9 protein-coding genes are annotated in these 14,005 nt (G+C 61.5%); 6 read left to right on the top strand and 3 right to left on the bottom strand.

Going from position 1 to position 14,005, the window contains the following annotated elements; all coding sequences use genetic code 11:
- Positions 1 to 101 precede the first annotated feature (101 nt).
- On the bottom strand, positions 102 to 566 hold the full coding sequence (locus H2170_01565) for a RidA family protein (protein ID MCS6298779.1): 465 nt from the start codon (positions 564 to 566) through the stop codon (positions 102 to 104).
- Positions 567 to 704: 138 nt separating this feature from the next.
- Here H2170_01565 and secA point away from each other — a divergent pair, with 138 nt between their 5' ends.
- From secA to purL, 5 genes are all read left to right on the top strand, one after another.
- On the top strand, positions 705 to 3,668 hold the full coding sequence (gene secA / locus H2170_01560; protein ID MCS6298778.1) for a preprotein translocase subunit SecA: 2,964 nt from the start codon (positions 705 to 707) through the stop codon (positions 3,666 to 3,668).
- Between the two features lie 290 nt (positions 3,669 to 3,958).
- The gene (aroA, locus tag H2170_01555) at positions 3,959 to 5,302 is read left to right on the top strand and encodes a 3-phosphoshikimate 1-carboxyvinyltransferase (GenBank protein MCS6298777.1); all 1,344 of its coding nucleotides are present in this window, start codon (positions 3,959 to 3,961) and stop codon (positions 5,300 to 5,302) included.
- The gene (gene cmk, locus H2170_01550; protein MCS6298776.1) at positions 5,302 to 5,964 is read left to right on the top strand and encodes a (d)CMP kinase; all 663 of its coding nucleotides are present in this window, start codon (positions 5,302 to 5,304) and stop codon (positions 5,962 to 5,964) included. The genes aroA and cmk overlap by 1 nt, the downstream gene beginning before the upstream one ends.
- A 36-nt stretch (positions 5,965 to 6,000) precedes the next feature.
- A complete protein-coding gene (locus H2170_01545) occupies positions 6,001 to 6,633 on the top strand; it encodes a 1-acyl-sn-glycerol-3-phosphate acyltransferase (GenBank protein ID MCS6298775.1) in 633 nt (210 codons plus the stop codon).
- A 334-nt stretch (positions 6,634 to 6,967) separates the two neighbouring features.
- Positions 6,968 to 10,873, top strand: coding sequence for a phosphoribosylformylglycinamidine synthase (purL, locus tag H2170_01540; GenBank protein ID MCS6298774.1), 3,906 nt, complete (start codon positions 6,968 to 6,970; stop codon positions 10,871 to 10,873).
- 53 nt (positions 10,874 to 10,926) lie between these two features.
- Here purL and H2170_01535 read toward each other — a convergent pair whose 3' ends face one another.
- Positions 10,927 to 11,295: a hypothetical protein gene (locus H2170_01535; protein MCS6298773.1), complete on the bottom strand. Its 369-nt coding sequence runs from the start codon at positions 11,293 to 11,295 to the stop codon at positions 10,927 to 10,929.
- A gap of 118 nt (positions 11,296 to 11,413) precedes the next feature.
- Here H2170_01535 and H2170_01530 point away from each other — a divergent pair, with 118 nt between their 5' ends.
- Positions 11,414 to 12,997: a hypothetical protein gene (locus H2170_01530; protein ID MCS6298772.1), complete on the top strand. Its 1,584-nt coding sequence runs from the start codon at positions 11,414 to 11,416 to the stop codon at positions 12,995 to 12,997.
- A 346-nt stretch (positions 12,998 to 13,343) separates the two neighbouring features.
- Here H2170_01530 and H2170_01525 read toward each other — a convergent pair whose 3' ends face one another.
- A complete protein-coding gene (locus H2170_01525) occupies positions 13,344 to 13,703 on the bottom strand; it encodes a hypothetical protein (GenBank protein MCS6298771.1) in 360 nt (119 codons plus the stop codon).
- Positions 13,704 to 14,005 lie beyond the last annotated feature (302 nt).

Below are 14,005 nucleotides of genomic sequence, written 5' to 3'. Positions count from 1 at the left end.
AGCTCACGCTCAAGGCCACGGGGGATTGGTCGGCCGGCGTGTGGCCCGTCGGCCTGTGGCCCTGAGCGTGAGCTCAGGGATGCCTCCCCCGTTTCCGCGCGTCAGCTCTTGAGCTCGACGATCACCTGCACTTCGACGGTCGAATTGCGCGGCAGGCCCGCCACGGCGACTGCGGCGCGGGCGTGTTTTCCGGCATCGCCAAACACCCCGACGAGCAGATCGCTGGCACCGTTAATCACCGCCGGGCTGTCCGCAAAACCGCTCACCGCATTGACGAAGCCGTTGACCATGATCACGCGCGCCACTTGATCGAGGGAACCCACCGCGGCTTTGATGTTGGCCAACGTGTTCAGGGTGCAAACGCGCGCCGATTCATAGGCGGTGGCAACGGTCTGCTCTTTGCCGACCTGGCCCTCGTGGGTCATTTTACCGTCCGCAATCGAGATGGTCCCGGAGCAGTACAGCACGTTACCCGAGCGCACCGTGGGCACGTAATTGCCGGCGGCGGCGGCGGTGGCGGGCAGTTTCAAACCAAGTTCGGCGAGTTTTGCTTCGGGATTCGACATAGGGCGCAGGTTCAAACGCGAAACCGGCACCGTGGCAAGTAGGCGCTGCAGCCGTTTACCATGGGGTTAAATCGTCACCCAACTTGTGCACTTTGTCGTTTGCCAAGCTCGGTTTCCACCCTACGGTCCCGCCCATTCATGCTCTCCTTTCTCTTCAAGCGCTTTGCTGGTCGTCATTATCGCAAGTTCCTCGAAAAGGCTCGTCCCATCGTCACGCGTATCAACGAGCATGAGCTCGCCTACCAGTCGTTGACCGACGATCAGCTGCGCGCCAAAACCGACGAGTTCCGCGCCCGCTTGAAGGGCGGCGAGACCCTCGACCAGATCCTTCCCGAGGCGTTTGCGACGGTCAAAAACGCCGCCCGGCGCCTCGTCGGCACCCGCGCCTTGGTCTGCGGCCACGAGCTGACCTGGAACATGGTTCACTTCGACGTGCAGTTGATCGGTGGTTACGCGATCCACTGTGGCAAGATCTCCGAAATGGCCACCGGCGAGGGCAAAACCCTTGTTTCCACGCTGCCCCTTTATCTTAACGCCCTTATCGGCCGCAACACCCAGCTGGTCACGGTCAACGACTACCTCGCCCGCCGCGACTCCGAGTGGATGAGCCACCTGTTCAGCTTCCTGGGCCTGACCACCGGTTGTATCCAACAACAGATGCCTTCCGACCTGCGTCGCGAGATGTACGGCCGCGACATCACCTACGGCACGGCCTCGGAATTCGGTTTCGATTACCTGCGTGACAACGGCATGGCCACGCGCAAAGAGGACCAGGTTCAGCGCGACCACTGGTTCTGTATCGTCGACGAAATCGACTCCATTCTGGTCGACGAAGCCCGCACTCCGTTGATCATTTCCGGCCCTGCTCCGATCGAGCGCGAACAGCCGTTTTCCCGCCTCAAGCCCACGATCGACTCGCTGGTCAACGACCAGATCCGCTTGGTCAACCGCATGGCCAACGACGCCAAGGCGGTGCTCGAAAAGCCCGACGTCACCCCGGCCGAGCGCCATGCCGCGGCCATCAAACTCCTGCAGGTCAAAATCGGCCACCCCAAGAACAAGCAGTTGCTGCGCCTGATGGAGACACCCGAGTGGCGCAAGCTGCTCGACAAGACCGAGACCGAGATGAACAGCGACTTCCAGAAGACCGAGCTCTACGCGCTCAAGGAGGAGCTCTACTTCTCGATCGACGAGCGCCAGCACCAGGCCGATTTGAGCGAAATGGGCCGCACCCGCCTGCGCCCCGACAACCCCGACGCCTTCATGCTTCCCGACCTCGCCACCGAGTTCAGCGAGCTGGAGCGCCGCACGAACCTCACGCCCGAAGAGCGCGAGGAGATCAAGGCGAAGTCGCAAAACCGTTACGCGGAAATCTCCGAGGAGATCCATGCCATCTCGCAGCTGCTGCGCGCGTATTCACTTTATGAGCGCGACGTCGAGTACGTGGTCGCCGAGGGCAAGGTCATGATCGTCGACGAGAACACAGGCCGCGTCATGCCCGGCCGCCGCTGGTCCGAGGGTCTGCACCAGGCCGTCGAGGCCAAGGAGAACGTGAACATCGAGCGCGAGACGCGTACCTACGCGACCATCACGATCCAGAACTACTTCCGCCTTTACGATAAGCTCGCCGGTATGACCGGCACTGCCGAGACCGAGGCGCTGGAGTTCAACGACATTTACAACCTGTCGGTGCAGGTCATTCCGACCAACCAGCCCTGCATCCGCATCGACCGCAACGACTCCATTTTCAAGACTCGCCGCGACAAGTTCAACGCCGTGGTCGCCGAGATCGAGAGCGCCAACAAGCGCGGGCAACCGGTGCTGGTCGGCACGGTCTCGGTTGAGTCCTCCGAGGTGCTCTCGCGCCTGCTCAAACGCGCCGGTGTTATCCACACCGTGCTCAACGCCAAGTACCACGAGCAGGAGGCCGAGATCATCACCCGCGCCGGCCAGCGCGGGGCCGTGACCATCGCCACCAACATGGCCGGCCGCGGCACCGACATCAAACTGGGCGAGGGCGTGCGCGAGGTCGGCGGCCTCTATGTGATCGGCACCGAGCGCCACGAATCGCGTCGTGTTGACCGCCAGTTGCGCGGCCGCTGCTCGCGTCAAGGCGACCCCGGTTTGACCAAGTTCTTCCTCTCGCTGGAGGACAACCTCATGCGCCTGTTCCTGCAGGGCAATCTAGCCTCACGCCTGATGGAAGGCTCGATGAAGGACGGCGAGGAGTTGGAGCACCCGTGGCTGAACCGCTCGATCGAGAGCGCGCAGAAGAAGGTCGAGCAGCAGAATTTCTCGCAGCGCAAACGCCTGCTCCAATACGACGACGTGCTCAACCAACAGCGCGAAGTGGTTTACGGCATCCGCAACGCGGCCATTCACGCCGACCGCCCCAAGGACATCATCCTTGAGCAAATCACCGAGGAGATCGACAGCCGCCTCGAAGTCGCCGGCATGACCGGACGCGGCACGCCCACACAAAGCGCCCTCGACAGTTTTGTGGGCTGGGCCAACGCCACCTTCCCCATCGGCCTGAAGACCGAGGAACTCGTCGGTGGTAACCTCGAAGCGCTCACCCAACTCGTGGTGGAGCGGGTGAAAAAAGCCTATGCGGTTAAAGAGTCGGTCGAAGTGCCCGAGGCGCTCGGCTCGCTGGAGCGCTATGTGATCATCAACGCGATCGACCACCACTGGCAGGAACACCTGACGGAGATGGAAGAGCTGCGCCGGGCGATCGGCCTGCGCAGCTACGGCCAGTCTGACCCGCTCGTGGCTTACAAGGGCGAGGCGTTCAAGTATTTCGAGGAGATGATGACGCACATCCGGCTGCAGATCTGCACTGGCCTGTTCCGCAACGCATCGAACATCGACGCGTTTGAAAACATGTTGGCGCTGCTCAGCCGCAGTGCGCACGCACAAGGCCCCGCCGATGCCCCGCAAATCAGCACCACCGCCAGCAGCGGTGGCGGCCAAGCCGAGGCCGCGCCCAAAGAGATCGAGCTGCCCAAGGTGACAGTCCGGCGCGAGACGCCCAAAGCCGGTCGCAACGACCCGTGCCCGTGCGGCAGCGGCAAGAAGTTCAAGAACTGCCACGGCCAGTAAGCGCAGGGATCATCCGGCTGCGGCCGCGCAGCCGGGATCGGATTGAGCTCCGAGGTAGTGCGGTGCTTTAGCCCGCAGGCTTGATCGTATTTCATTCACAATCGCCAATGCGGGCTGAAGCACCGCGCTCCTTTCGATCCGACTCTTCAAATGTCACTGCCTGTTAGGAAGCGCCCCCGTGAACGCTTCCACGCCAACAGACGTAAAGCGCACCCCGCGTAAAGTCATGATTCGCTAAAAATCCACTTGGCGGTCCCGCCGCTTTGCGTGAACGTCGCCACCTTCTTTTCATGTCGCCGTCGCTTCCTGCACTCCTCCCGATCCAGCCGTTCAGCCGCCCTGTACGCGGCGAGGTCACCCTGCCCGGATCAAAAAGCCTGACCAACCGCGCCCTTCTGCTGGCAGCCCTCTGCCCACGGCCTGTTAACCTCACGGGCGCACTTTTCAGCGAAGACACCCACCTGATGATCGAGGCTCTGCGAGCCCTCGGCATCACCGTCAACCCTTCGACCAAACTGGATGCGATCGAGGTCTCCGGTCAGGCCGACGCCTTTCAAAACCCCGCGCCGGTGGACCTGTTCGTCGGTTTAGCCGGTACCGCGGCGCGCTTCCTGACCGCCCTTTGCGCGGCCGCCCCGCGTGGCGTATACCGCATCGACGGCATCCCGCAGATGCGCAAACGTCCGATGAAGGGCCTCATCGACGCGCTGCGCGACCTCGGAGCCGACCTTCGCTGCACGGGCGAGGAAGGTTTTTTCCCCATCGAAATCCACGCCCACGGCCTGCGTGGGGGCGTGGTCGCCATCGATGCGAGCGAAAGCAGCCAGATGCTCTCCGGCCTGTTGATGGTCGCCCCGTTGGCGAAAGCCCCCGTGTCCATCCGCCTAGCCACCCACGTCCGCGAACCCTTCGTGCAGATGACCAAGTGCATGATCGAGCAGTTCGGCGGCGCGGCCGCTTTTGACGCCGATGCTCAGGCATGGAAAATCCCCACGCAACCTTACAGCTATGCCGGTGATTACGCCATCGAGCCCGACGCCACCGCTGCCAGCTACTACGCCGCGCTGCCACTCGTCACCGGGGGCGCACTCACGTTGCGCAACCTCCACCCCGGATTGCAGGGCGACACCCGCTTTGTTGACGTACTCCAGAGCGTTGGCCTGACCGCCAACAAGACCCCGCGCGGACTCGATGTCGCCTTCACATCCGGTGCGCCCCGCCGAGGCGTTGACGAGGATTTCAACGAGTTCTCTGACACGTTCCTCACGCTTGCCGCGATTGCCCCGCTGCTCGCCGGGCCAACCCGGATCACCGGCATCGCCCACTCGCGCAAACAGGAAACCGACCGCGTTGCCGGCATGGTGCGTGAACTGCAAAAACTCGGGCAAGACGTCGATGAACATGCCGATGGTGACGGCCTCACGATCACGCCCCGACCGCTGCGCACCGGCGTCGAAATCGAGACCTACGGCGACCACCGTTTCGCCATGAGTTTTGGCATCCTCGGCTGCCACGATCTGCACGGCGACGGCCGGAGCTGGATCACGATTAAAGACCCCGCCTGCTGCGTGAAAACCTTCCCGCATTTCTTCGCCCTGCTTGAGTCGCTGCGCCCTCAACCCCTCGTCGCCTGATGTCTAACTTTCTCATCGTTGCCATTGATGGCGGTGCCGCTTCCGGCAAATCCTCCACCTCGCGCGCCCTCAGCGAGCGGTTCAACTTTCTCCACGTTGACACCGGCTCCTATTACCGCGCCATCACTGCCGAACTGCTGCGCCAAGGCCTGCGCATCGAGCAAGTCAACGAGGTCAAAGCGCTCCTGCCCTCGCTTCACCTGGGAACCCAAGTCGACGGCCGCGCCGCCCGCATGGAACTGGGCGGCCGCGTCGTGCCCGAGGCGGAAATCCGCGGTCCCGAGGTGACGGCGGCCGTCTCGCATTTCGCGGCGATCCCCGAAGTGCGTGCCGCGCTCCTCGCCTACCAGCGCAACCAGGCGGAGGTTGCCCGAGCCCACGGGTTTCGCGGCATGGTCATGGAAGGACGCGACATCGGCTCGGTGATTTTCCCCAACGCCGACCTGCGCTTTTTCCTACATGCCGACGTGGAAGCGCGCGCGCGCCGCCGTGAACTTGAAGGCCGAGCCGACGCCGTGGCCGAACGCGACCGTCTCGATGCCACCCGCAAGACCGCGCCGTTGGTGCTCGCCTCAGGTGCGATCGACATCGACAGCACCTACCTCAACCTCGCCCAAGTCGTGGATAAACTCGCCGAACTGATCGCGTCCAAAATCGGTTAATTCACCGCCATGCAACGCCGACACAGTCAGGGTGAAATGGATCCGCTCTACGGGATCTGCCACTACATCATCACCATTATCTACGATGCGGCTTTCCGGGGTGAAATCGCCGGCCTAGAGCACGTGCCTAAGGAGGGGGCCTTTTTAGTGGCGGCCAATCACGCCAGCCACCTCGATCCGCCGATGATCGGCTGCCACATCCCGCGGCAGATGGCCTTTTTCGCCCGCAAAACCCTATGGAACGGCAAATTTGCCACGTGGTGGATGGATGGAATTGGATCCATCCCGGTGGACCGCGATGGTGCTTCGGACGTGAAAGCGATCAAGAACGTCCTGCGCACACTACAAGCGGGCAAAGCGATCACCCTATTTCCCGAAGGCACACGCTCGCCGGACGGCAATCTCCAACCCGCCAAATCTGGGGTAGGAATGATTGCTTGCCGCACGCAAGTGGCGGTGGTGCCGGCTCGGCTGTTCAACTCACATATCGCTTTTGGTCGAGGCGGCGACTTGCGGCTCGGCACCCGGGTTTCGATTGTTTACGGCAAGCCCCTGCAACCGGCCGACTACGACGACCCCAAAGCCGGTAAAGAGCGCTACCAAGTTGCCTCAGAAAAAATCATGGCTGCCATCGCCGTCCTGAAAGAGCCGCAGGCCGTGATAGTCTGAGTGGGGGGCTCGCTCGGGCCTATTAGCCCCTGCGCAACCAGCACAGGCTCATGTTCAAGATGAGCTTAATAAGCCTACTTACTCGGGTAGCTCATACCTTTGGGGAAACACCCTGAGCTCACGCTCAAGGCCACGAGGAGTGTGTTCGCAAAGAGTGTTGCCTTGAGCGTGAGCTCAAGGATGCCGTGAACCTCAACTTATACGCTAATCACTATAACATCAGGGGTTGGTTGTTGCCGGAAGCGGGTCGTTCTCTGGCTGGAAAATCCCTGCGTTTTCCCTATCGCCAAGGCACCCCGGGGCCTGTTCAGCTAGGCACAATTTTTCAACGACCATGCTGATCCTCCGCGGCTCCTCTGCCCTCTCCGAATTTCGCCTGCAAAAACTGCTCAACGACTTCGTCGCCGCCGGCCTGCCCGTTCGCGCCGTGGCCGCTGATTTTGTCCACGTCGCGGAGCTCACCACCGCACTGAGCGCCGCCGAGAGCAGCGTGCTCGAAAAACTCCTCACCTACGGACCACGCCGCGCCACCACCGCCGCCGTCACCGGCTTAGTCCAGGTCACGGCCCCACGTCCCGGCACCCTTTCACCGTGGTCCTCCAAGGCCACCGACATCGCCCACATCTGCGGTCTGGCTGCCGTCAAACGCATCGAGCGTGTCATCGCCTACACCATCGACCTCGGTGGCGTTATCCTTAACGACCAGGAAGCCGCCCTCCTGCGCAGCAAGCTGCATGACCGCATGACCCAGGTGGTGTTCAACGACCTCGCCGCCTGCAGCGCTCTCTTCAGCCACGAAACACCACGCCCGCTCACCAGCGTGCCGGTGCTCGCCGAAGGCCGCGCCGCCCTCGTCGCCGCTAATACCGCCCTCGGCCTCGCCCTGGCAGACGACGAAATCGACTACCTCGTAAAGGCCTTCACCGGCCTCAAGCGCGACCCCAACGACATCGAGTTGATGATGTTCGCCCAGGCCAACTCAGAGCACTGCCGCCACAAGATTTTCAACGCCACCTGGGACATCGACGGACAGGCGCAGGAGAAGTCGCTGTTCCAGATGATCAAGAACACCTACAACCTGCACAGCGAAGGCATCCTCTCCGCGTACAGTGACAACGCCGCAGTGATCACCGGCACCACCGGCGGCCGCTTCTACGTCAACCCCACCACCGGCGAATACGCCGCCCACCAGGAGCCGATCCACATCCTGTGCAAGGTCGAGACGCACAACCACCCGACGGCCATTTCCCCGTTTGCAGGCGCAGCCACGGGCTCCGGCGGCGAAATCCGCGACGAGGGTGCCACCGGACGCGGCTCCAAGCCCAAGGCCGGCCTGTGCGGCTTCACCGTCTCCAACCTTAAAATACCCGGTGCCGTCCAGCCCTGGGAAAAAGACCACGGCAAGCCCGGCCGTATCGTGTCCGCCCTCGATATCATGATCGACGGCCCCCTCGGCGCCGCCGCGTTTAACAACGAATTCGGCCGCCCCAACATCAACGGCTACTTCCGCACCTTTGAGGCCGAAGTCCCGGCGTCCGACTCGACCAAAGAGCAGCCCAAAACCGAACTGCGCGGCTACCACAAGCCCATCATGCTCGCTGGTGGCCTCGGTAACATCCAAGAGGGCCACATTAAGAAGGGCGCCATCAATCCCGGCGACCACCTCATCGTACTCGGCGGGCCGTGTATGTTGATCGGCCTGGGTGGCGGCGCCGCCAGCTCCATGGCCAGCGGTTCCGGCAACGCGCACCTCGAGTTCGCCTCCGTCCAACGCGAAAACGCCGAGATGGAACGCCGTTGCCAAGAGGTCATCGACCGCTGCTGGGCCTTGGGCGACGCCAACCCGATTTCCTTCATCCACGACGTGGGTGCGGGCGGCGTGTCCAATGCCCTGCCCGAGTTGGTCAACGACGGCGGCCGAGGCGGCAAGTTCGAGTTGCGCAAGCTGCCCAACGACGAGCCCGGCATGTCGCCACTAGAGATCTGGTGCAACGAATCCCAAGAGCGCTACGTGCTCGCCGTGCCCGCCGAGCGCCTCGCCGTTTTCCAAGCGCTCTGCGAACGCGAGCGCTGCCCCTTTGCCCTCGTCGGCCAAGCCACCGAGGAGAAAAAACTCGTCCTCACCGACTCGCATTTCAAAAACACGCCGATCGATCTGCCCCTCGATGTGCTCTTGGGAAAACCGCCGCGTATGCACCGCGTCGCCGCCACCCTGCCCCGCCCGCAGCTCTCGCTTAAACTGGGCGAGCTCACTCTGGCCGAGGCCGCCCGCCGCGTGCTCGCCCACCCCACCGTCGCCGACAAGACATTCCTGATCTCCATCGGCGACCGCTCGATCACCGGCCTGATCCACCGCGACCAGATGGTCGGCCCCTGGCAGGTTCCGGTCGCGGATTGCGCAGTCACCGCCGCCGCTTTTGACAGTTACACCGGCGAGGCCATGGCCATGGGTGAGCGCACGCCCGTTGCAGTTAACAACGCGGCCGCCTCCGCCCGCCTCGCCGTCGGCGAAGCGTTGACCAACCTCGCCGCCGCCCAGATCGGCGACATTGGAAAGGTTAACCTCTCCGCTAATTGGATGGCCGCCCCCGCCCTCCCCGGCGACGGCGCCGACCTCTACGCCGCCGTCAAAGCCGTCGGCATGGAACTCTGCCCCGCCCTCGGCATCACCATTCCCGTCGGAAAGGATTCGATGAGCATGAGCACCACTTGGAAAGACGCCTCAACGGGCGAATCCAAGCGCGTAACAGCCCCCACCTCGCTGATCATCTCGGCCTTCGCCGCCGTCACCGACATTCGCCTCTCGCTCACTCCGCAGCTCATCACCGACGCCGGCCCGACCGAACTGCTACTGATCGACCTCGGTCGCGGCCAGAACCGCCTCGGCGGTTCCATTCTTGCCCAAGTCGTTTCGCAAATCGGCGAAGCCACACCCGATGTGGACAACCCGTTTCACCTTAAAAACTTTTGGAACGCCATCCAGCAACTCGGTCGTGAGCAAAAACTGCTCGCCTACCACGACCGCAGCGACGGCGGCCTATTTGCCACTCTTGTAGAAATGGCCTTCGCCGGTAACACGGGTATCGACCTGGAAATCCCCGCCAGCCACAGCGCGTTCTCGGCGTTATTTAGCGAAGAACTTGGCGCGGTCATTCAGGTGCGTGCCGACGACCTCGATTACGTGACTGGCGTGCTGCGCACCTGCGGGCTCAAGACCTGTATCAGCCGCCTGGGCACGCTCAACCCGCACCGCGCCCTGCGCATCAAACGCGGCAGCCAGGAGATTTATAACGAGAACCTCGTCAAGTTGCGCGACGTCTGGAGCGACGTCACCCGCCGCATCGCCGGTCTACGTGACAACCCCGCCTGCGCCGAGCAGGAGCACGCGCTGCGCCTCGACCGCAAAAACCCCGGCCTCACGCCGAAGCTCACGTTTGAGATCAGCGCACCCGCGATTCTCAAAACCCGTCCGCCAGTCGCGATTTTACGCGAGCAGGGCGTCAACGGCCAGGTCGAGATGGCAGCCGCCTTCGATCGCGCAGGCTTCAAGACCGTCGATGTTCACATGACCGACATTCTATCGGGCCGGGTTAGCCTGAAGGATTTCCGCGGCCTGGTGGCCTGCGGCGGCTTCAGCTACGGCGACGTCCTGGGTGCTGGCGAAGGCTGGGCCAAGAGCGCGCTGTTCAACCCCCGCGCCCGCGACGAGTTCTCCGCCTTCTTTGCCCGTGAAGACGCCTTCGCCTTCGGCGTGTGCAACGGCTGCCAGATGATGAGTAACCTCCACAGCATCATCCCCGGCGCCGAAGGCTGGCCACGCTTCGTGCAAAACCAGTCCGAGCGCTTCGAGGCGCGCGTGGCGTCCGTGCGCATCGAGAAAAGCCCGAGCATCCTGTTCGCCGGCATGGAAGGCAGTGTATTGCCCATCGCTATTGCCCATGGCGAAGGTTTCGCCGAGTTCACCAGCACCACCGCCGCAGATGCATTCAGCGTCGGTGGACGCGTGGCGGCGCGCTACGTGGACAACCACCATCAAGTCACGCAGCACTACCCGTTAAATCCCAACGGCTCGCCCCATGGCATGACCGCGCTCACCACCACCACGGGCCGCGTAACGATTATGATGCCGCACCCCGAGCGGGCATTCCGCAGCGTGCAGCACAGCTGGGCGCCCAAGAGCTGGGGTGAGAACAGCCCGTGGATGCGCTTATTCGAAAACGCCCGCACTTGGGTGGGCTGAGTCGGTAGGGCGGTTCAGCCGCCCCCCGCTTCGGCATTGATCCCAACCGCGTATCAACGGTTGGGATCGGTATTGATCAGCTCGGCTTGGCGATCCAGGCCGACTGCTAGCATCGTTGAGTAAACACCGCGTTTACCGACTAGAATACGAAGTATTGCCTCTCGGTGCTTACTCCATTTGAGCACGGCGATAACGAGGTTAAGCCCCATCGAATCCACCATGGTTGCGGCGCTTATGTCCAACTCCACCACCGTGATCGAAAGGGATCGGGCGTAGTCATGTGCGAGGATTGCAAAAACATCCCGATGTAACGCCGCCGTGGTGGTACTTTTAAGGTCGCCCGCAACAGTCAGCTGCAAGCAGGACGTTTGGGTGATGTAGAGCGGTTTAACCGTCTCGGTATGAGGAATGTCGATGTTCACTTCCCTGCTATCGGCACTTTTAGCCGCAGCTAGAGCCTCCTCGAAAAGGTTTTTGGTTTTTCTAGTAAAAACAACTTATGTGATTTAAGTTTACTGTAAAAGTGCCGTATTATACTGCATGAAAACAGGAAACAAAATAAGTAGCGGCGTTAAATTATCAAGTAACGAATCGATCGTTTATCCCTCCGGCGACTTCTTTTCAACCCCGGCGCGCAGTGATTTTGGTGATTTCTTACTGCAATTACAGCGCTTTTGGCGGTCCCACCCCGAAATCGAAGTGGCCATGACCGCCGATCTCGACGCCCACGCCATGGCGGAAAAGCGCGAACGGCGGAAGGACCGGGAGTTCGAACTGGCGCAGACCGAGGCGTTGTTCGCCGTGCCGGCGTCAGGCACGGCGGAAAAAACGCAAGCCGAGTTCCTCGCCGCAGGGCGTCCGCGCACCCCCGCTGTTGTGGTTTTTATCACGGCCATGGCCACCGGTTACTTGGGGTCGCAATACAGTGCCTGCCCCCGGATGGTGCTGCTTGAATCGGCATCGTTGCGCACCTTGCTCGATGATTTGGGGTACACGCTGCCTGCACCTAATACCGTTGGCCCCCTGATAAATCGCCTGAGTGAGAGTACTCTCGCCCTGATCCACCGGGCCCAATTGGCCGATATTTTGGCCGAAGGGCTCGATTCGTTTACCGATATCACCCTGGACAGCACGGCGATCAAGGCATCCAGTTGCTGGCCAACAGACTCCGGTATCATTTATCGCCTCTTTGAGCGAGCCTACCGCTTGGGCGGCAAGCTCGACCAGGTCGGGCTTACCTCGCTGCAGGCTGGCTGCAAAGACCACTGGCTGGAGGAGTTGCGAAAGAGCGCCCGCGCCATCGCCCTGCTGGGCAGTGGTCCCCGCCGAGCCCAAAAACTCCGGCTGCTCTACGACCAGTTTTACCAAATAGCCTGCAAGTTGGGCGGCAGGTTGCTCACCGAAGTAGAAGTCGCAGAGGCCGAAGCAAATGTTAAACTGGCCAAGCTGCGGCCCTCCAAGCGCCGGATCGCGGAAGACCTACTGGACTGCATCCACGGGGACGTGGTCGCGGTGGTTACGACGATCCAGCAAAGCCTTGAGCGGGTGCACGATGGGGTGAAGACCAAGTCGAGGGAAAGGGTCCTCAGCCTGGCTGATCGCAGTGCTGCTTTTATTGAAAAAGGCGGGCGGGAACCGGTGATTGGCTACAAGCCGCAATTGGCCCGTAGCCGCGCCGGTTTTGTCACCGCGCTGATTCTCGACGCGGGCAACGTGGCTGATTGCAAGCAACTGGTGCCCATGCTGATTCAGAATATCGCCAACACGGGCCTGGTGCCGGCGAGCGCGAACGTCGACGACGGCTACTCCAGCGCCGAAGGGCTGGCGCAGGCATACGAGCTGAAGGTGGCCAAGGTGAGCATCTCCGGCGCCAAGGGGCGCGCCTTGCTCGGCGAGGAACTGTGGAACCACCAGGATTATATCACGCTTCGCGCCGAGCGCAGCGCGATCGAGTCGCTGATGTTTACGCTCAAGTTCAACCACGGGTTCGGCCGGCCGGGTCGTCGCGGGTTGGCGGCGGTGCGCAGCGAACTGACCCTGAAGATCCTCGCGCACAACTTTGACCGGATGATTTTGGTGCGCGCGAGGAAGTCTCAGGAAAAGCCGCTGCCCTTGGCGGCCTGAGTAGTTTCGGTCGTCGCGGCTAACCCAAATCGGCTCAATTAGTTCGGTGTAAAAGCCCCGGAGCGAACCGCCGTGGACTTCGCCGTTGGAAAAGCGACCTTAGTGATGGGGCCGGGGCTGTTTTTAGGCCGCCGCCCCTTCGTGAACACGTAAATCGAGTCCGTTCAGGGCTGTTTGCGTCCCCAGTGGCCGGCCGGGGCGGGAATACGCCCGTTGCGAAAGGCTTTTCGAGGAGGCTCCAGCTAAAGGGGAAAGTCGGCCGGTTGAGGTTAAATATTAAAAAAAAGCGAGTGCGGCGCTGGTCGAAATGGAACGCCCGAAATGGGGAATTTATCCCCGCAACGCATTACTCACGGTAGATGACCTGCGCATGCTTATCTAAACCGATCGCCAGCAGCGTTTCATACACGCCCCTGGCCCCAACGATAATACGGGCTTCGGCATTACTGGTTCCGGCCCATTTTAGCACGGATAACACAAGGTTCAGACCCACTGTATCAACAATACAGGCCGAACTGATATCCACCTCCACTAAAGCAATTTTCAGCAGAAAAACATACTCATGCTTAAGGATAGTCGCCAGATCGCGGCGTAGTTCGGCGATCGTCGTAGTCTTAAGATCCCCTTCCAAAGTCAGCTTAAGGCAGGTGGTCTCTTCTGTGTAGCTAGGCTTAACGGTCGCGGTTTTTAGCAAATCGAGGTGCACGACTAGAATATCGGCACGCTGACCCAGTTCCTAAATGCCGTCAGAAAATAAATCATTAAACGCCTAAGAATACATATTCCTGAACCCGAAATAGGCACAAAAAATACGCAGTAAACCTGACTTGCTCGCTCAATTAACCGCCAAATGAGCCGAATACATAGGAACTCACGCCCACACCTAGGCCCTTGATGTAACTCCTGCTCCCCCACCAGCCACACTCCGCCCCCCGATTCATTCAGCCGCTGTCTCCGCCCTCCGGATTTCCGCCCCACTTCGCCCGCCACACCTAGTGCTTACTTGCA

The sequence above is a fragment of the Opitutus sp. genome (assembly GCA_024998815.1).
Classification (GTDB): Bacteria; Verrucomicrobiota; Verrucomicrobiia; order Opitutales; family Opitutaceae; genus Rariglobus.
Note: the sequence above shows the minus strand (reverse complement) of the source record. Positions and strands in the feature narration are given on the sequence as shown.

Excerpts from the sequence above, each read along its gene's own strand:
- H2170_01545 (MCS6298775.1), top strand. The coding sequence starts at position 6,001 with ATGGATCCGCTCTACGGGATCTGCCACTACATCATCACCATTATCTAC.
- purL (MCS6298774.1), top strand. The coding sequence starts at position 6,968 with ATGCTGATCCTCCGCGGCTCCTCTGCCCTCTCCGAATTTCGCCTGCAA.
- H2170_01565 (MCS6298779.1), bottom strand. The coding sequence starts at position 566 with ATGTCGAATCCCGAAGCAAAACTCGCCGAACTTGGTTTGAAACTGCCC.
- H2170_01530 (MCS6298772.1), top strand. The coding sequence starts at position 11,414 with ATGAAAACAGGAAACAAAATAAGTAGCGGCGTTAAATTATCAAGTAAC.
- secA (MCS6298778.1), top strand. The coding sequence starts at position 705 with ATGCTCTCCTTTCTCTTCAAGCGCTTTGCTGGTCGTCATTATCGCAAG.
- aroA (MCS6298777.1), top strand. The coding sequence starts at position 3,959 with ATGTCGCCGTCGCTTCCTGCACTCCTCCCGATCCAGCCGTTCAGCCGC.
- cmk (MCS6298776.1), top strand. The coding sequence starts at position 5,302 with ATGTCTAACTTTCTCATCGTTGCCATTGATGGCGGTGCCGCTTCCGGC.